14 protein-coding genes are annotated in these 17069 nt (G+C 74.0%); 4 read left to right on the plus strand and 10 right to left on the minus strand.

Annotated elements, in window-relative coordinates; translation table 11 throughout:
• The coding region (locus tag K6I33_RS17380) for a cation:proton antiporter (RefSeq protein WP_229353114.1) at positions 1-992 on the plus strand (992 nt) is incomplete at its 5' end.
• A 77-nt stretch (positions 993-1069) separates the two neighbouring features.
• Here the strand turns inward: K6I33_RS17380 and K6I33_RS17385 are convergent.
• The 10 genes from K6I33_RS17385 to K6I33_RS17430 form a co-directional block, all read right to left on the minus strand.
• Positions 1070-3574 carry an acyl-CoA reductase gene (locus K6I33_RS17385; protein WP_229353116.1) on the minus strand — a complete coding sequence of 835 codons (2505 nt, stop codon included), beginning with the start codon at positions 3572-3574 and terminating at the stop codon, positions 1070-1072.
• Complete coding sequence (locus K6I33_RS17390; RefSeq protein ID WP_229353118.1) at positions 3574-4731, minus strand: acyl-protein synthase; 1158 nt, start codon at positions 4729-4731, stop codon at positions 3574-3576. Before K6I33_RS17390 ends, K6I33_RS17385 begins: the two co-directional genes overlap by 1 nt.
• Entirely contained in the window at positions 4728-5876 is a 1149-nt protein-coding gene (locus K6I33_RS17395; protein ID WP_229353121.1) for a GNAT family N-acetyltransferase, read from the minus strand. Before K6I33_RS17395 ends, K6I33_RS17390 begins: the two co-directional genes overlap by 4 nt.
• Positions 5873-7219, minus strand: coding sequence for an MFS transporter (locus K6I33_RS17400; RefSeq protein ID WP_229353123.1), 1347 nt, complete (start codon positions 7217-7219; stop codon positions 5873-5875). Before K6I33_RS17400 ends, K6I33_RS17395 begins: the two co-directional genes overlap by 4 nt.
• On the minus strand, positions 7216-8487 hold the full coding sequence (locus K6I33_RS17405) for a phenylacetate--CoA ligase family protein (protein ID WP_229353125.1): 1272 nt from the start codon (positions 8485-8487) through the stop codon (positions 7216-7218). The genes K6I33_RS17400 and K6I33_RS17405 overlap by 4 nt, the downstream gene beginning before the upstream one ends.
• Before the next feature lie 298 nt (positions 8488-8785).
• Positions 8786-9439, minus strand: coding sequence for a response regulator transcription factor (locus K6I33_RS17410; RefSeq protein ID WP_229353127.1), 654 nt, complete (start codon positions 9437-9439; stop codon positions 8786-8788).
• Positions 9440-9471: 32 nt separating this feature from the next.
• Positions 9472-11181: a histidine kinase gene (locus tag K6I33_RS17415; RefSeq protein ID WP_229353133.1), complete on the minus strand. Its 1710-nt coding sequence runs from the start codon at positions 11179-11181 to the stop codon at positions 9472-9474.
• A 132-nt stretch (positions 11182-11313) separates the two neighbouring features.
• The gene (locus tag K6I33_RS17420) at positions 11314-11754 is read right to left on the minus strand and encodes an MscL family protein (RefSeq protein WP_229353134.1); all 441 of its coding nucleotides are present in this window, start codon (positions 11752-11754) and stop codon (positions 11314-11316) included.
• A gap of 115 nt (positions 11755-11869) precedes the next feature.
• On the minus strand, positions 11870-12139 hold the full coding sequence (locus tag K6I33_RS17425) for a DUF1876 domain-containing protein (protein WP_229353135.1): 270 nt from the start codon (positions 12137-12139) through the stop codon (positions 11870-11872).
• An 86-nt stretch (positions 12140-12225) separates the two neighbouring features.
• A complete protein-coding gene (locus tag K6I33_RS17430) occupies positions 12226-12960 on the minus strand; it encodes a Mut7-C ubiquitin/RNAse domain-containing protein (RefSeq protein ID WP_229353137.1) in 735 nt (244 codons plus the stop codon).
• Between the two features lie 290 nt (positions 12961-13250).
• On the opposite strand from K6I33_RS17430, the gene K6I33_RS17435 reads away from it, so the two are divergent.
• The 3 genes from K6I33_RS17435 to K6I33_RS17445 are packed head-to-tail and all read left to right on the plus strand — an operon-like array spanning position 13251 to position 17019.
• Positions 13251-13541: an acyl carrier protein gene (locus K6I33_RS17435; protein WP_229353146.1), complete on the plus strand. Its 291-nt coding sequence runs from the start codon at positions 13251-13253 to the stop codon at positions 13539-13541.
• Positions 13538-14761: a beta-ketoacyl synthase gene (locus K6I33_RS17440; protein WP_229353148.1), complete on the plus strand. Its 1224-nt coding sequence runs from the start codon at positions 13538-13540 to the stop codon at positions 14759-14761. Before K6I33_RS17435 ends, K6I33_RS17440 begins: the two co-directional genes overlap by 4 nt.
• The gene (locus K6I33_RS17445; RefSeq protein WP_229353158.1) at positions 14758-17019 is read left to right on the plus strand and encodes an MMPL family transporter; all 2262 of its coding nucleotides are present in this window, start codon (positions 14758-14760) and stop codon (positions 17017-17019) included. Before K6I33_RS17440 ends, K6I33_RS17445 begins: the two co-directional genes overlap by 4 nt.
• The last annotated feature ends 50 nt before the right edge of the window (positions 17020-17069 follow it).

Genomic DNA, 17069 nt, shown 5'->3' on the forward strand with positions numbered 1-17069 from the left:
GGGGCGGGGTGCTGGTCGGCGGCGCGGTGGCGGGGGCCGCGGCGCTGATCCGGCGGCGCACGGCCGACCCGGTGCTGGAGACGGTCATCGCCCTGGTGACGCCGTACGCGGCGTACGTGCTCGCCGAGGACCTGGGGGCGTCCGGGGTCACCGCGGTGGTGGTGGCGGGTGTGGTGCTGGGGAGCACCGGCCACCGGCTGACGAACGCGACCGTCCGGCTCCAAGTGCACGCCGTCTACGGCACGGTGGTCTTCCTGCTGGAGAGCGTGGTCTTCGCCGTCATAGGGCTGGAGCTGCCGGCGCTCGTCCACGAACTGGGCTCCGCCGGGGACGACTGGCCGCTGGGGGTGCTGGCGGTGGCCGGCACGGTCCTGATGACGCGGCTGCTCGGGGTCCTACCGCTGTCCGCGCTGACGCAGCGCCGGCGGGGCGACGGGCGGGTGTCCTGGCGCGTCCCGCTGGTGGTCTCGTGGGCGGGGACGCGGGGGGTGATGCCGCTGGCAGCCGCGCTCTCGATCCCGCTCACGGTGGAGGGGGGCGCGCCGCTGCCGCACCGTCCGCTGCTGCTGGTGCTCACGACGGGCGTCGTCGTCTTCACGCTCGTCCTCCAGGGTTTCACCCTGGCCCCGGTGGTCCGCTGGTCCGGCATCGCGCTCGAGCCCGAGCACACGGCCCACGAGGAGGCCCGGTGCCGGGCGGCTCTCGCCAAGGCGGGGCTGGCGTGCCTCGATGAGCTGGAGTCGTTGGAGGCGGCCTCGGCGACCGTCATAGACCAGCTGCGGCGGGGGTTGCTGGCGCGGCTGGACCAGGCGGACGCGGATCACGGCGGTGACGGCGTCTCGGCGACCGATTACCGCGAGTTGCGGCGGGCGGTGATAGCGGCGGAGAGGAGGGAGCTGCGGCGGCTGTACGAGGGGAATCACATAAGCGATATGACGCGGCGGCGGTTGCAACGGTCGTTGGACTTGGAAGAGGCGGGGCTGGGTGAGTGAGCCCCAGCCCCGCCCTGTCACCGTTTCCCGGGGGCTCCGCCCCCGGACCCCCGGTCCTCGAACGCCGGACGGGCTGGTCAGTGCCGTCCGTCGACCACCGAGCGGAGCTTGCCCGTCGTCGCCGTGCGGGCGAAGTCCGCCATGTCCGCCGCCTCGACGTCGAGGTCGAGCAGCCGCTCCTCCACCGCCGAGCGCAGCTCCGGGTATCCGGCCAGCAGGGCGGCCCGCAGGGCGGACGGGTCGGCCGAGCGCTCCACGCGGACCGTGAGGCGCTCGCGCGATGTGCCGTTCCCGACGAGGACCTGGAGTTCCCCGGCGTAGCCGAGGTCCTCCTCGGCGATGGTCACGAACCGCCGGTGGTTGAGGAAGTACGTCGCGACGCGCATCACGTCGCCGAGCCTGCCCAGCAGTTCGAAGCGCGGGGCCTGGTTGCCGCAGGGGCAGTGGCCGGGGACGGCGCGGCCGAGGTCGCCGATGACGTAGCGGTCGAGGCGCTGGCCGCGCCGGGCGTGGGTGGTGAAGACGAGGCGGCCGGTCTCCCCGGGTGCCACGGGCCGGTCGGCGTCGGTGTCGAGGATCTCCAGGGTGTGGAGGTCGGCGTGGAGGTGGTGGACTCCGCCCGCGCTTTCCACGCACTGGTAGCCCAGCGGGCCGAGGTCCGTGCTGCCGTACGTGATGGAGCGGATGGTCTCGATGCCGAAGGTCTCGGCGAGCACGCGGCGCTGCTCGGCCGTGAAGTGCTCCCCGCCGTAGAAGATCTTGCGGATGCCGCCGTACGAGCGCAGCAGGTCGCCCTGCTCGTGGAGGAGCTGCCACAGGTAGGAGGGCATCCCGAAGAGGGTGTCCACCTCGTGGGCGACCAGGGCCTCGGCGGTGGCCCGGTGGTCGGGGCCGGCCGCGATGGGCATCTGGGTGCCGCCCAGCCGCTCCAGGATGGAGAAGAAGCTGATGAAGCCGCCGTACATGCCGCCGCAGTAGAAGAGGTTGGCGGTGCGGTCGTGCTTCGGGTCGTACCCGGCGGCGAGCAGGCCGCGGGCGGCGGCGCGCATCTGGGTGTCGTAGTCGTCGTAGGTGAACAGGGACAGGGCGGGGGTGCCGGTGCTGCCGCCGCTGCGGAAGTACAGCTCGGCGTCGCGCCGGTCGACGGAGCCGTTGAGCTCCTGGACGGCGGCCTTGTCCAGCAGCGGCCCGGTGGGCGCGGGGAGGGCGGCCGGGCGGACCAGGTCGTCGAGGCAGGCGACGGTGGCGAAGCGCTCGTCGGCCTGGACGGCGACGCGGCGGCTGTAGCGCTGGAGCGCGTAGACGCCGTCGTGGGGCTCGCCCGCGTAGCTGCCCAGCATCGAGCCGACGGGTGTGACGCGGGTGGCGCCGGCGGCCAGGGCGAGGCGGGAGAGCTCCGCGACGTCGGTGCGGCCGCCGGCGACGCCGGCGGTCTGGAGGTAGCGGCGCATGGGGCGCAGCGTGGCGAGCATCCGCTCCCGGGGCAGGGGCTTGACCCAGACGCTGCGGTGCAGCGGGGAGGCGGTGAGCGCGGGGCGGGTGTCGGCCATGACGCGCCAGGAGCCGTCGGGGGCCGTGTGGACGCGGGTGAGGCCGAGGTGCTCCTCCAGGCGGGCGATGAGCTCGGTGGTGGTGAGCTCGGCCTGCTCGGCGGTGTCCAGTTCGTCGCCGGACGGGCCGGGGGGCAGGCTCGCGAGGGCGCCGGCGAGGCGTTCGGCGAAGGCGAAGACCTCCTTGTCGTCGTCGGTGTCGAGGTAGACGACCTGGGGGCTGGAGCAGGCCTGCTGCTCCAGCAGGCAGACGTCGGCGGCGAGGGCGGCCAGGGTCGCTCCGTCCTGCCAGGCGTCGCGGGCCAGGTAGGCGAAGGAGATCTTGTGGCCCCACTCCACCAGGCGGCAGCCGGGCGGCACATGGGCGGCCACGCCCTCGACGGCGGCCTCGCCGCCCCAGACGGCGACGGCGTCGGCGGGCGCGCACATCAGGCGCAGCCACTCCTGCCGGGAGGAGGAGAAGCGCAGCACGATGACGCGCCGGGCGATGGCCCCGCTCTCGTCCAGCGCGGCCAGTTCGGCGAGGAGGTGCTGGGCGAGGAGGGTGTCGGCGCCGGACGTCTTGAGGATGTTGACGTTGCCGGCCAGCAGTCCTTCGACGAGGCTCAGGGGCGCGACGGAGGCGGCGTTGCCGGGGGCGATGTGGGCGACGAGGCCGACGGGCGCCCAGGCCTCGTAGACGGTCTCCTTGGCGTCGGGGCGGCTCAGCCGCTGGGGTGCGGTGCCGCCGAGCTCGCTGCGGAGCTTGCGGGTGAGTTCGGCGCGGCCGAGGAACGCGCCGAGTTCGGCGAGGAGGGTGCCGTCCTCGCCCTCGGGCAGGTGCGCGGCGAGCCGGGCGTACGTGGGGTGGGCGGGGTCGAGGAGGGCGGTGGACAGCGCGTCGCAGGCGGCGAGGACGGTCTCGGTGTCCAGGGGTTCGGCGAGCGCGGCCCCGACGGCGGCGGGCAGCTCGGTGAGGCGCCGGCCGGCCTCCTCGTCGTCGACGAAGGCGCCCTGCCAGTAGTGCTGGTGGTCGGTGGCGTGGGTGGTCATCAGGACATTCCCTTCATCAGTTCGGCGGCGGCCACGGCGCAGCTCTTGTTGCGGCTCACTCCGGCGCGGCCGTGGATGGTGAACCAGTCGGTGTCCAGGTCGCAGCCGCACTCACTGCCGGGGTGCAGGGAGGCGAGGTCGCCCATGACGACGCTCTGCGCGGGGACGGACGTGATGTAGGGGGAGACCAGGTGGAGGTAGCCCTGCTCGCCGTATCCGAGCGGCTCCAGCGTGCGGGTGGAGCGGATGAACACGCGGGACCAGACGGGCGCGTGGAGGTTGTGGTGCGAGCACTCGATGTAGGGGACGCAGTGCTCGACGGAGCCGAAGGTGTCGCGGATCCGCTCGGAGGGGACGCCGAGCTGTTCGGTGACGCGGGCGTACAGCTCGTGCTTGCCGATCTGCTGGTCGGTGTGGCCCTTCCAGCCGCCGCCGAGGACGATCAGGGAGCCCTCGGGGAGGTTCAGGGGCGGCAGGCCCATGGCCCGCATCCGCTCCAGGGTGAACCAGAGGAACGCGGGGAAGCCCAGGATGCGGACGGGGACGTCCTCCTCGGCGAAGCGGAGCAGCGCGGCCACGCAGCCGAAGGGGTCGAACTCGTGGCCGCCGCCGGTGTGGCGGAGGGCGTACTCCACCGTGCGGGCGGGGGCGAAGTCGCAGAGGTAGTTGTCGGTGAAGGAGGTGCCGAGCTTGAGGTCGGGGGCGGGCTGGTAGCTGTAGAGCAGGTAGTTGGCGGGCCGGTCGGGGGTGATCCAGCCGTTGCGCTCGAAGATCCGGGCGACCATGCGCTGGGCGGAGCGGATGGTCCACTCGTCGAAGAACATCTGCGACTTCTGCCCCGTCGTGCCGGACGAGGTGAGGTGGAGGTGGACGTCGTCGCGCGGGATCGACAGCACTTCGTGCCGCTTGAAGAAGTTCGCGTGCACCAGGGGCGCGCGGTAGGGCTCCTCGGGGGGCGTGCCCTGGTACAGCGAGGCGAAGAACGGGGAGCGTTCGGCGTGCCAGGCGTGGCTCTCGGCCATGGCGGCGGCGAAGAGCTCCTCCTCGGCGGGGCCGGAGGCGTAGGGGTCCGTCAGGTCGCACAGGCGCTGGACGTGCGGCAGCAGCGCCGGGTCGGGGACGTCGACGGGGGCGAGATGGGGATTGACGGGTGTCATGGGGCAACCTCGAGGGTGGGCAGGTAGGTCGACGCCCAGGCCGCCGCGTAGGCGTCCAGGAACGGCTGGAGGGGCGCGTCGACGACCACTTCGCGGAAGTCGATCTGTTCGGCGGTGCGGGACATCACGACGTAGTCGTGGAAGCCGCCGCCGTCGGTCTGGGCGCGCATGGCCGGGTAGAGGGCGCTGGGGATGAAGCCCTGGGCCAGGAAGGCGGAGAGCGGTCCGTGCCCGGAGAGCGGTACGAGTGCCTCCACGTAGCCGGCGCCCGCACGGGTGAGCGTGCGGGTGATGGGCTCCAGGTGGTCGGCGGCGGCTTCCGGGCCGGGGGCGGCGGCGATCAGGGAGCAGTAGCGCCCGGTGCGGTTGAGGTAGGCGTAGACCTCGAAGCTGTCGTCGTCGGACGCCAGCAGCGCGTTGGGGGTGTGCAGCGGGTAGAACCAGCGCTCGCTGTCGGGGAAGCGCTCGTGGAAGCGGCGGCGGACGAACGAGGGCGCCTCGATCATCTCCAGCCGGGCCGCCGTCGGCGTGGTACGGGCCGGCGTCGTCTTCGGGGCGGTGAAGCGGATGTTCCCGTAGTCGATGCCGAGGCTCGCTCCGACCGTGCGCAGGAGGGGTGCGAGCGGGGCGGGGGCCTCGTCGACGGGGAGGCGCCGGTCCAGCACGCCCGGCGAGTGACGCGCGTAGAGTGCGAGGCTTTCGCGGCTGCTGAGGTCGACGGCGTTGGGCAGGACGCCCATGGGCCGGAAGCCGTTGCGGGACACGACGCGCTGGGGTCCGGCGCTGACGGTGCGGACCGTGGCGTAGACGGAGTCCAGGCGCCCGGTGTCCAGCATCCGCCGGCACAGCTCGTCGGTCAGGGCGTGGGCGAGGCCGCCGGAGCGGCGCTCGGGGTGGACGGCGAGCCCCTCCAGCCGGCCGACGCGGCTGCCGGCCTCGCCGTGGATGGCCGCCGACGCGGCGAGCCCGCCGGAGCCGGGGTGGCGGGCGACCAGCCACAGGGTGTGCGGGTCGGCGATGAGCCGGGACATCTCGGCGGGGTCGGTGCCCAGGGCGGTGGGGTAGTGCGGGCCGTAGACGGCGTAGTAGAGCTGGCGCAGTTCGGCGATGTCGGCGGGCGTGGCCGCGTCGATCGTGACGGTCATCGCTGTCCTCCGGTGACCACGGGCTCGGACGGGTGGGCCGGGACGTCCTGGGCGTCGGCGGTACCGGCACCGGCGGTGCCGGCGTCATCGGTCCCGGCGTCCGCGTCGGTGTCCGGGTCCCGCAGCAGGGCCAGCGCGCAGGCCGCGGGCAGGAGTCCGGCCGCCTGGATCAGGCACAGGGTCTGCGGGGAGAGCCGGTCGCCCAGCAGGCCGAACAGCAGCGAGGCCAGCGGGAAGGTCGCCCCGAGCACGGCCTGCATCACGGCGAAGAAGCCCGGCTTGTCGGCGGTGGGGACGAGCCGCTGGAACAGCGCCACGAACCGCACCCCGATGACGCCGACGCACCAGCCCGCGACGACCAGGCAGCCCGCGAAGACGAACCGTCCCGTGAACAGGCCGGGGGCGGCCAGGGCCAGGGCCATCAGGGTCAGCAGCCACGCGCCGAGGGCGGTGGGCCGGCCGGGGACGCGGGCGCCGGTGAACGAGCCGATCAGCGTGCCCACGCCCAGCGACGCCTCCAGCAGGGCGACGGTGGAACCGCCGTCCGACAGGACGGACTTGGTGTACAGCGGGATGACGACGAAGACGGCGGTGGTGAAGAGGTTGGCCGCGGTGAAGCAGAGCAGGATCCGGCGGACGAAGGGCAGCCCGGCCAGGATCCCCCGCAGCGACCGGCGCCCGCCGGCCTCGTCCTCCCCGGCACCGGCCTCCGCGCCGGACGCGGCCGGGGTGCGGAACCGTACGGTCGTGATCAGCACGGCCGCGACGAGGTAGGCACCCGCGCAGCCGACGGCGAGGCCCGCCACTCCGGCGCCGTCGACGATCAGGGCACCCAGGAGCGCCCCGCCGAGGCTCGCCAGCGACTGGGTGGACATCTCGAAGCCGGTGGCGGCCTCGATGTCCTCGTCGTCGACGAGTTCGGGCACGGAGGTGGTCAGGCAGGGGTCGAAGAGGGCCTGGCAGGCGGCCAGGGCCAGGGTCGCGGCGTAGGCGGCGGCGAGCGGCAGCCCGCCGGCGTACGCCCAGACGGCGAGGGCCGTGGCAACGACGCCCGCTCCCCCGGCGGCCGCGCGCAGCACGGAGCGGTGGGCGTAACGGGCGACGGTCCGGGCGACGACGGGCGCGAGCGCCACGGCGGGCAGCGTGCTGACGGCCATGAACAGCCCGGAGGCGAGCCCGCGTCCCTCGGCGACGGCGTAGGCGATCAGCCACCAGGAGACGCCGACCTGGAACATCCGCACGGCGGCCTGGGTGAGCACCTGGGCCAGCCAGACCGTGCCGAAGGCGCGGTTGCGCAGGACGAGGGGCGGGCGGCGGCCCTCGTCCGTGGTCACGGCGGTCATGCGGTGGGCCTCTCGTCGATGACCCGGACGAGCTTGCCCGAGCGGGAGTTGACGACGAGGTCGCTGTGGCGGGCCCACTCCACGGTCAGGGGGTGGACGAAGCCGGCGGCCACGCTGTCGGGGTAGAGCGGACGGACGGTGTTCAGCCGCTCGACGACGGCCTTGGCGAGGGGCTCCAGGCCCATGGGGTCGGCGTCGCCGGGGGCGGTGGCCAGGCGCAGCACGAGGCCGTCGCGGCCGTCCCAGCGGCGCACCACGAGCTGAGTGCCCGTCACCCGGCCGCCGGTGTCCGCCTCGGTGACGGCGTCGAGCGCGTCCTGCGAGTAGAGGGAGACGGGGCCGACGCGGACGCCCTCCTCGGCGCGGCCGAGGATGCGGAACTGCCCGGCCTCGGGGTCCGTCCACTCGGCGCGGTCACCGGCGGGGAAGCGGATGACGGGCATGAGGCGGCGGAAGAGCTGGGTCACCACGACGCGGCCGGGGCGGCCGGGTTCGTGGATGGGCTCCCCGGTGGTCTCGTCGAGGATCTCGACGATCGTGTGCGGGGTGAACGCGCGGTGCACCCGGGGGTCGGGGCCGGGCACGGGGCGGCCGAGGAGGCCGGCGTCGACGCTGGCGTAGCCGAGGGAGCGCGGTTCGGCGTTGGGGAAGGCGGCGGCGAGCAGCCGCCGCTGGTCGGAGAAGAGCGCCTCTCCACCGAAGAACAGCAGCTCCACGGCCGGGAGCTGACGGTCCGTGGCGATCAGGTGCTCGGCCAGCCGGCACAGGGTGGTCGGGGTGCCCGCGACCACCTGGGCGCCGAGGTCCGCCAGGGTGGGGACGGTGGTCTCGAGGGGGGCGCCGCCGCCGATGGGCAGCCGGACGTTGTCGACGGGCGCGTGGGCGAGCGAGTCCAGGACGAACAGGAAGCTGGCGTAGAGCTCGCCCGCGTAGAAGAGGTCGGCGACCCGGTGGCCGGGACGCAGCCCCGCCTCGACGAGTCCTCCGCCGAAGGCGGTGACGAAGTCGCGCCACTCCTCGCGGGTGAAGCAGGAGAACTTGGGGGCGCCGGTGGTGCCGCCGGTCTTGTAGACGACGGCTTCGCCCAGGGGCGCGGTCAGCACCCGGTTGCCGTCGAGGGTGTTGGCCGCCCAGAAGGCGTCCTGGTCCACGACGGGCAGATCGGTCAGGTGCTGGACGTCCGGGGGGACGTCGGCGTAGAGCTCCGCGTAGAAGGGTGAGTTCCGGCGGGTGAAACGTATGAGGTCCGATAGCGGGTGAACGGACATGCGGCCTTTGCCTAGGTGATGCGGACAGGGGTGCGTGTCTCCCGGGCACGGCGAAGGCGCGGCGAGGACCTTGGGGCGCTCGCCACGTGCCGGTGCCGGTGTGTTCCGCGAGAGGCGTGCGGTACCGCTCTCGACGTCGCTCCGGCGTCAGGTTCTGACGCTCGGTCACGAGGGAACGCCGTAGAACATATCGCAGAATTGACCCTGTGCTCACCACATGTCAGGTGGATGTGGCGTAAAACCTCTGTTTCTTTTGTTGAAAGCCGTTCTGACCGGACTTCTTATGGCGTGAGCCGCCCTACGCCCCCAGGCCCGCGTCACGGGCCAGCAGGGCCGCCTGCACCCGGTTCTCGCAGCCCAGTTTGGCGAGGATCCGGCTGACGTACGTCTTCACCGTGGCCTCGCTCATATGGATCCTGCGCCCGGCGTCGGCGTTGGACAGCCCCTCGCCGAGGAGGGCCAGCACCTCGCGCTCCCGTTCGCTGAGCTCCGCCACGCGCCGCCGCGCCTCCTCGCCCCGGGCGGCGACGGGGCCGGCGGCCAGTGAGTCGACCACATGCCGGGTGGCGGCGGGGGAGAGATAGGCGGCGCCCGTCGCCGCCGCCCGGACGGCCCCGATCAGCTCGCCCGGCGCGGAGTCCTTCAGCAGGAAGCCGGCCCCGCCCTGGCGCAGCGCCCGCAGGACGTTGTCGGGCTCGCCGAAGGTGGTGAGGATCAGCGCCCGGACGCCGGGAGTGCGGCGGCCCAGTTCGCCGAGGGCCGTCAGGCCGTCGAGGACCGGCATCTGGATGTCGAGCAGCGCCACGTCCACCTGGTGCCGCTCGGCCAGCTCGACGGCCTCCCGTCCGTTCACCGCCTCCGCCACGACCTCGATGTCGTCGGCGGATGTGAGGATCATCCTGATGCCGGCCCTGATGAGCGGCTCGTCATCGGCGATGAGGACGCGGATCACCGGTGTCTTCTCCTGGGATGGTGTGCTGTTCGCTAGCTCTTGACGTGGAACTCGCGCTTGTCGGACAGTTTGCCGTCCTTGAAGCAGAAGCGGTAAACCGTGTCGGTGGACATCCCCCGGGAGTTGTCGGTGGACAGCAGGGTCAGACAGCTGGTCCCGGCGGGGGCGGGCGGTATCTTGTCCTTGGCGTCGGAGGTGAAGAAGGACTTGCCGGACGGCAGCTTCTCCCGGACGTCCTGCTCGGAGTCGCCGATCTTGACGGATTCATAGGTGCTCGGGTCGATGATGCCCTTGTCGGCCTCGTCGATGACCTTGCCCATGGTGAAGACGGCCGCCACCGCCAGCGCCACCAGGAGCAGCAGCGCGATCCCGCAGCCGAGCAGGCAGCCGTTGCTCTTCTTCGTGCCCATGATGTCCTTGAACTCCTCGCGAGGGTCGAGCCGGTCGATGACCGCTCCACCCTCGCCCGGAGCCCCTGCCCAGGTCTGCCGCCGGAAGTCGTCCGCGCCGTCACCGAAGGTCGCGTCGGCGGCGCTCCCCCGGGCCTCCCTCGCCTCCACCGCGTCATAGGGCAGCACGGCCGCGAGGCGGAAGCCCGCGCCGCCCGCCCCGGGGCCGGTGAACACCATGCCGCCGACCAGCCGGGCCCGTTCCCGCAGCCCCGTCAGGCCCTCTCCCCCGCTGACCGTGTCCGTGCGGGGCGCCGTCGCGGCGGTCAGGGCGACCGGGTCGTTGGCCACCTCCACCACCAGCGCGTCCGGCTCGTAGCGCACGCCGACGGTGATGGCGGCGCCCGGGGCGTGCTTGGCGGCGTTGGTCAGGCCCTCCTGGACGACGCGGTACCCGGCGTGGTCGGTGGCGGGCGCCAGCGGGCGGGGGTCGCCCGAGCGCTCCAGGGCCACCTTCATGCCCGCCGACACGGCGGACTCGACCAGGCCCGCGATGCCCGCCACCACCCGGGAGCCGGGCTGCTCCTCCTCCGGGACGCCGTCCTTGAGGATGCCCACGACCTCGCGCAGCTCCCGCATGGCGGCCACCGACGCCTCGCGCAGCACGCCGACCGCCTCGCGCTGACGGCCGGTCAGCTCCCGGTCCACCTCCAGCGCCCCGGTCTGCACCGCGATGAGCGCGAGCTGATGCCCCAGGCTGTCGTGCATGTCCTGGGCGATGCGCTGCCGCTCCCGCATCCGCGCCTGCCCGGCGATCATCTCGCGCTCGCGCAGCAGCTGGGCGTTGCGCAGCCGCAGGGTGTCCAGCAGGGTGCGCCGCTGTGTCCAGTAGCGGCCCGCGAGGCCGGGGAAGACCGCGGTCACCACGAAGAAGACCGTCGACAGGGTCATCGTCCCGGCCGGGGAGAAGGGCGCGTCCCACAGCCCCAGGCCGAGGTAGACCACGAAGGCGACGCCGAAGGCCACCGACGCCCGCAGCACCCCCGCGATCCGGTGCCCGGCGGACCAGCCCACGGCCATCAGCAGCAGGCTCGCGCCGCCCTCGGTGCCCCCGGACAGGGCCGACGTCGCGATCAGCGCGGTGACCGGCAGGGACCGGCGCGTCAGCGACAGCACCGCGGCCGCCAGGGCGACGGCGGCCATCCGCGGCCAGCCGTGGCCGGCCTCGGCCACCCCCGCGAGCAGCGCGAAGACGGCGGCCAGCAGGCACTCCCCCACCAGCCTGCGCCGGGGCCACAGCCCCGGATCCGTCAGCCGCCCCCACAGTTCACGGGCCCACGATGTCGCGTTCACCCCCGCACTCTAGGCACTCTCCCCGCCCCGGCACACTCGCCGAAGGTCGCTGGGGTGTACGACGAAAGTCGACGCCGTCCGTCGGGCGGGGCGCGCCGTGCCCGACGGGCCGTGTGTCAGGCGGGGCGTGCGTCAGGCGGGGCGTGCCGTGCCCGACGGCTGGTCCGTGCCGCAGTGCCGGCACTTCGCGGCCGCCGCCGGCAGGTCCTCCGAGAGGCACGCCGGGCAGGTCTTCAGCGGTCCGGGCTCCCCGAAGACGACGACCCCGCGCCGCGCCTGGACGTGCTTGTAGGGCACGACGATGAAGAAGTAGACGACGGCCATGAAGATGATGAAGTAGATCACGGCCGAGATGAAGGACCCGATGTCCAGGTAGGTGGCGCGGTTGCCCGGGCGGCCGAGCTGCCAGCCCAGCCCCATGCCGTGGCCGCCCTGGAGCCGGGCGATGACCGGGTTGATCACGAAGTCGGTGAACGCCTTGATCAGCGTGGAGAACGCCAGCGCGATGATCAGGCCGACGGCCACGGTGACGATGTCACCGCGCATGACGAAGTTCTTGAATCCCTTGAGCACTCCGAAAAGCTACCCTTTGTCCCGCTTCGCCCCGCCGTGCGGCACGGGGGCGGTGCCGGGATTCACCCCCGGGCTCACCCTCGGGCTCACCCCGGGGCTCACCCCGGGGTGCGGTTCACATCGCCGGGTGCGCCGGGATGTGGGTGACCTCTTCGATGTCGTGCCCGGCCTTGTCGAGCAGCTCCCTGGAGAGCTTGTTCAGGGCCCGCGCCGCCGCGACCTCCTCGCCGACCCGCTGCTGCTCGGGGTCGTCGGGATGTCTGACGGCTTTCCCCTTGGCCCGGATCTCGGTGCCGTCCGGGAGTCTGAGCAGCGCCGCCGCCCGCGTCCGCTTGTCGACCTCGTCGAATTCGACGTCGACGTGCATGCCGGCTACCTGCGTCATGGCGTCCACCTCCTGGCCCGCCCCTTCTGCGCTACCCCTCCAGCGTGCACCAGGCGGCCCGATTGCGACACCGGACGCCGGGGCCCTCAGGCCGCCGTCGCCCCGAACTCGCGCACCGCCCCGTCGACGATCGCCTCCAGCCGCGCGTGGTGCGCGCCCCGCCAGTAGACCCGGCCGCAGGCCACGCACTGCGCGAAGACGTCGTAGGTGTGGCGCGTCCCGTGCTCCAGGTGCTCGCGGACGGCGTCCTTGTCGGCGTCCTGGAGCGGGCCGTTGCAGGCGGTGCAGCGCGTCCAGGGGGCGAGCCGGGGCGCGAACCGGCCCAGGACGTCCCTCAGCTGCTCGTCCGGCCGGTCGCTGTAGACGTACGCGCCGGCCCAGATCTCCCGGCGGCGCAGCAGCCCCCGGTCCCGGGAGAGCAGCACCCGGCGCTCGGCGGCGGAGAGCGTGGCCAGCGCGGGGTCGCCGATGTCCTCGCTCTCGTACGCCGCGTCGACGCCCAGCAGCCGCAGCCGGCGGGCGAGCGTGCCCAGGTGGACGTCCAGCAGGAACCGCAGCGGCGCCCCCGGCACCTCCTGCGGCCGGGGCACCGCCCCGATCTCCACGCGCTCCCCCTCGGCCGGTACGTGCGACACCGGCACCGGGCGCCCGTCGACGAGCAGCGGGCCCGCCTCGGTGAGCGGCACGCCGAGGGACTCCACCACGTGCCCGAGGGTGGAGACGCCGTCGGTGACCACCGGCGCGGCCGCCGCCCGGCGCTCGACGGACACGAAAAGCCGCAGTTCAGGGGCGACGCTGACAAAGATCACGGGACCGTTCACGCACCACAGCATGCCATCGCGCGGGGCCGGGGCGCCCCGGGTTTTCCGGGCCCGCGGGGGCGCCGCCCCCGCGCCGCCCGTCCCGTCGGCAGGACGGGTGACTCGCCCATGGGCCACGCGCGTGTCGCCGGTGGCCGGGCCCGTCGCCGGTGGGACGCTGCTGCGCACCAATCAACCGGAAAAGAGTCCTATGGCATCAGACGAACGGTATGTCTGCTGCCCGGTGTCCGGAGTCCGGTCCCGATGTCCGGTCCCGATCGATGTCCGGTCCCGATCGAGGAGAACGATCGATGGAAACCGCGTACGACCTGATGACCCGTCTGCTCACCGACCACTTCGGCGTCCCCGGGGAGCAGATCGCCCCGGACGCGACCTTCGAGGATCTCGGCATCGACTCGCTCGCCAAGGTCGAGCTGGTGACGCTGCTCGAGGACCACCTCGAGCGGCCCCTGGACCAGGCGCCCGCGGACGACACCCTCGGCGGGACGGCCGCCTGGGTCGAACGGCTGCTGCGCGCGGGCATCGGCGCCCAGCCGCAGGGCGAGGCCCCGTCCGCCGCGCCGGCCCGGCCGGGACGATGAGCGAGCGGGAGGTCGCGGTCACCGGGATCGGCATGGTGACCCCGGCCGGCATCGGCCGCGAGGCGACCTGGGACGGACTGTGCGCGGGCGTGGGCCTCGGCGCGCACGACGACGAACTGGCCGGGCTGCCGGTCGACTTCTCCTGCCGGGTGCCTGGCTTCGACGGCGCGGCGCTGGTGGGCAGGCGGATCACCTGGCGCAGCGACCGCTTCATCCACCTGGCGATGGTCGCCGCGCGCGAGGCGGTCGCCGACGCCGGGCTGGACCCCGCGTCCTGGGACAGCGCCCGGGTGGCGGTCGTCATCGGCGCGGCGAGCAACGGCGGCGACTGCTGGCCGCAGGAGTACAAGAACCTGGCCGAGGGCCGGATCGACGCCATCTCCCCCACCGTCCTGCTGCGCTCGCTGCCCAACATGGCCGCGGGCGAGGTCTCCACGGACCTCCAGGCCCTGGGGCCGTGCCTGACCACGTCCACCGCCTGCGCCTCGGGGGCGACGGCGATCGGTGTCGCCCGGGACCTGCTGCGCTCGGGCGCCTGCGACATCGCGCTCACCGGGGGCGCCGAGTGCGCCCGCGTGCCCATGGCCGCGGCAGCCTTCCACCGGATGCAGGCGCTGTCGCAGCGCCGGCACGACCCGGCCGGTGCGTCCCGGCCGTTCGACGCAGACCGCGACGGATTCGTGCTGGGCGAGGGCGCGGCGATGCTCGTCCTCGAACGGCCGCGGGACGCCCGCGCCCGGGGCGCCCGCACGCGCGGCCTGCTGTCCGGCTACGGGGCCTCCAGCGACGGCTACCACGCCACCCGCCCCAACCCCGACGGCGCGGGGGCCCGGCGCGCCCTGGAGTCCGCCCTCGCGGACGCCCGCGCCGGCGTCTCCGAGGTCCACCACGTCAACGCGCACGGCACGTCCACACCGATCAACGACCAGGTGGAGGCGGCGCTGCTCCGCTCGGTGTTCGGCACCCCGCCGCCGGTGACCTCGCTCAAGGGCGTCATCGGGCACTCGCTCGGCGCCGCGGGGGCGATCGACGCCGCCTGCACGGTCCTGGCCCTGGAGCGGCAGCTCATTCCGCCCACGGCCAATCTCGACCGCCTCGACGACGGGATCGACCTGGACGTGGTGACGAAGGTGCCCCGGCGGTACCGCATGGAAGGCGCGCTCAGCAACGCGTTCGGCTTCGGCGGCCAGAACGCCGTCCTGTTCTTCCGGGCCGCGTGACGCCCCCCGGGGACCTCGACGCGGCGGCCCTGACACCGGGTTCCCTCGGTGCCGGGGCCCCTCCGCGCCACCGCGCACCCGCCGCCGGCCGGCTCGGGCGGGCGCGCCCGTGGCTGGTCCCGGCGGCGGCCGCCCTGCTCACGCTGCTGCTGGCGGCGGTGGGCGCGGGCACCTCCGGGCGGCTGGCCAACGGCGGCTACTTCGCCTCGGGCACGGAGTCGGCGCGCGCCGACCGACTGCTGGCCGACCGCTTCGGCGCCGGCGCGCCCGACCTCGTCCTGCTCGTCCGCGCCGAGGGCGGCGAGGGCGCCGAGGGCGGTGTGGACTCGGAGCGGGCGCGGGAGGAGGGGCTGCGGCTGACCCGGCGGCTCGCCGAGTCCGCCGGGGTCGCGAGCGTCCGCTCGTACTGGACGGGCGAGGAGGCGGGGCTCCGCGCCGAGGACGGCACGGCCGCGCTGATCACGGCCGATCTGGCCGGGGCCGACCGGGACGCGGCCCGCACCGCCGAACGGCTCGTACCCGGCCTCACCGGCGGCCACGGGACACTGACCGTCTCCGCGACCGGGCCCGCGTGGGTGAGCGTGGAGGCCAAGCGCTACAGCGGGGCGGACCTGGTGCGGGCCGAGCTGGTGGCGGCCCCCCTGACCCTGCTGCTGCTCGTGCTCGCGCTGCGCTCGCTGGTGGCCGCGCTGGTCCCGCTGCTGATCGGCGCCGTCTCGGTCGTCGGCACGATCGCCTTGCTGCGGCTGCTCACCTACGCGATGCCGGTGTCGGTGTTCGCGATGAACCTCACCAGCGCCCTCGGCTTCGGGCTGGCCGTGGACTACGGGCTGTTCCTCGTCACCCGCTACCGGGAGGAACTGCGGGCCGGGCACCCCGTCGAGGACGCGGTGCGGCGCACCGCGCGCAGGGCCGGGCGCACGGTCCTGGTGTCCGCCTGCGCGGTGGCACTGTCGATGTCGGCCCTGCTGGTGCTGCCGCTGCCCTTCCTGCGCTCGATGGCCTGCGCGGGCATGGCCGTCGCGCTGTTCTCGGCGGCCGCGGCGACGCTGCTGGTGCCGCCGGTGCTCGCCCTCCTCGGCACCCGGATCGACCGCTGGGATCCGCTGCGCGCCCTGCGCCGGGGCCGGACTGTCCGGCCGCCGCGGCCGGACAGTCCGTTCTGGCGGCGGGTGGCGCGCACCGTGACGGGGCGGCCGCTGTGGTTCGGCGGGGTCTGCGCTGCGGTCCTGCTGCTGATGGCCTCGCCGTTCGCCCATGTGCGCTTCGGTCTGTCCGACGACCGGGTGTTGCCCACCGGCTCCGAGGCGCACCGCACCGCCGACGCGATCCGCGCGGGCTTCGCCGCCCCCGCCGACCGCACCCTGGCCATCGTGCTGCCGGACGTGGATCCCGTGCGGGACGCGGCGGCCCTGTGGGCGTACGAGCGCGACGTGTCGGACCAGCGGTCGGTGCGGTCGGTGGGCTGGGCGCGGTCCGAGGCGGCCGGCGGGGCCTCCCCGGGCGCGGTGCTGCTCGTCTCCGGGGCGCGGGAGCCGCAGACGAAGGCCGCGCAGGACTTGGTGCGGACGCTGCGCGCCCTGCCGGGCCCGCCGGGCGAGCACCTCGTCACGGGGCGGGCGGCGCTGCTGGCCGATACCAAGGACGCGGTGCGGGCGCGGCTGCCGCTGGCGGCTGGCATCGCGGCGGCCACGACGTGGGCGATGCTGTTCGTGCTCACCGGCAGCGTGGTGCTTCCGCTGAAGGCGCTGCTCATCGGCGCGCTGAGCCTGGGCACGAGCTTCGGGGCGATGGTGTTCGGCTTCCAGGACGGCCATCTGCGGCCCGTGGTGGGCGACTTCACGGCCACCGGGACGGTGGACATGACGATGCCGCTGCTGCTGTTCGCCATCGCGTTCGGGCTGGCGATCGACTACGAGATCTTCCTGCTGTCCCGGGTCAGGGAGCACTATCTGCTGACCGGTGACAACCGGGGGGCCGTGGTGGAGGGCGTCGCGCGGACCGGGCGGCTGGTGACCACGGGCGCGCTCGCGGTGGCCGTGGTCACGGGCGCGCTGGTCACCTCCGGGGTGACCCAGCTCAAGCTGCTGGGGACGGGGCTGGCCACGGCGGTGCTGGTCGACGCGGTGCTGGTGCGGGGCGTTCTCGTACCGGCGTATCTGACGGTGGCCGGGCGGCTGAACTGGTGGGCGCCTCGGTGGGTTGCGCGGCTGCATGGGTGGTTGCGCGCGTGGCTCGCGCCGGAGCGGGGGCGTTGAGGCCGCGGTGGTGCGGCGGCCCGGGTGGGGCCGGAGGGGGATGGGCCCCG

The sequence above is a fragment of the Streptomyces sp. UNOB3_S3 genome (assembly GCF_020740895.1).
GTDB lineage: Bacteria > Actinomycetota > Actinomycetes > Streptomycetales > Streptomycetaceae > Streptomyces.

What these genes read in the sequence shown, in the direction of transcription:
- K6I33_RS17425 (WP_229353135.1), bottom strand. Translation starts at nt 12,139, where the DNA reads ATGACGCAGGTAGCCGGCATGCACGTCGACGTCGAATTCGACGAGGTC.
- K6I33_RS17390 (WP_229353118.1), bottom strand. Translation starts at nt 4,731, where the DNA reads ATGACACCCGTCAATCCCCATCTCGCCCCCGTCGACGTCCCCGACCCG.
- K6I33_RS17440 (WP_229353148.1), top strand. Translation starts at nt 13,538, where the DNA reads ATGAGCGAGCGGGAGGTCGCGGTCACCGGGATCGGCATGGTGACCCCG.
- K6I33_RS17405 (WP_229353125.1), bottom strand. Translation starts at nt 8,487, where the DNA reads ATGTCCGTTCACCCGCTATCGGACCTCATACGTTTCACCCGCCGGAAC.
- K6I33_RS17385 (WP_229353116.1), bottom strand. Translation starts at nt 3,574, where the DNA reads ATGACCACCCACGCCACCGACCACCAGCACTACTGGCAGGGCGCCTTC.
- K6I33_RS17400 (WP_229353123.1), bottom strand. Translation starts at nt 7,219, where the DNA reads ATGACCGCCGTGACCACGGACGAGGGCCGCCGCCCGCCCCTCGTCCTG.
- K6I33_RS17395 (WP_229353121.1), bottom strand. Translation starts at nt 5,876, where the DNA reads ATGACCGTCACGATCGACGCGGCCACGCCCGCCGACATCGCCGAACTG.
- K6I33_RS17435 (WP_229353146.1), top strand. Translation starts at nt 13,251, where the DNA reads ATGGAAACCGCGTACGACCTGATGACCCGTCTGCTCACCGACCACTTC.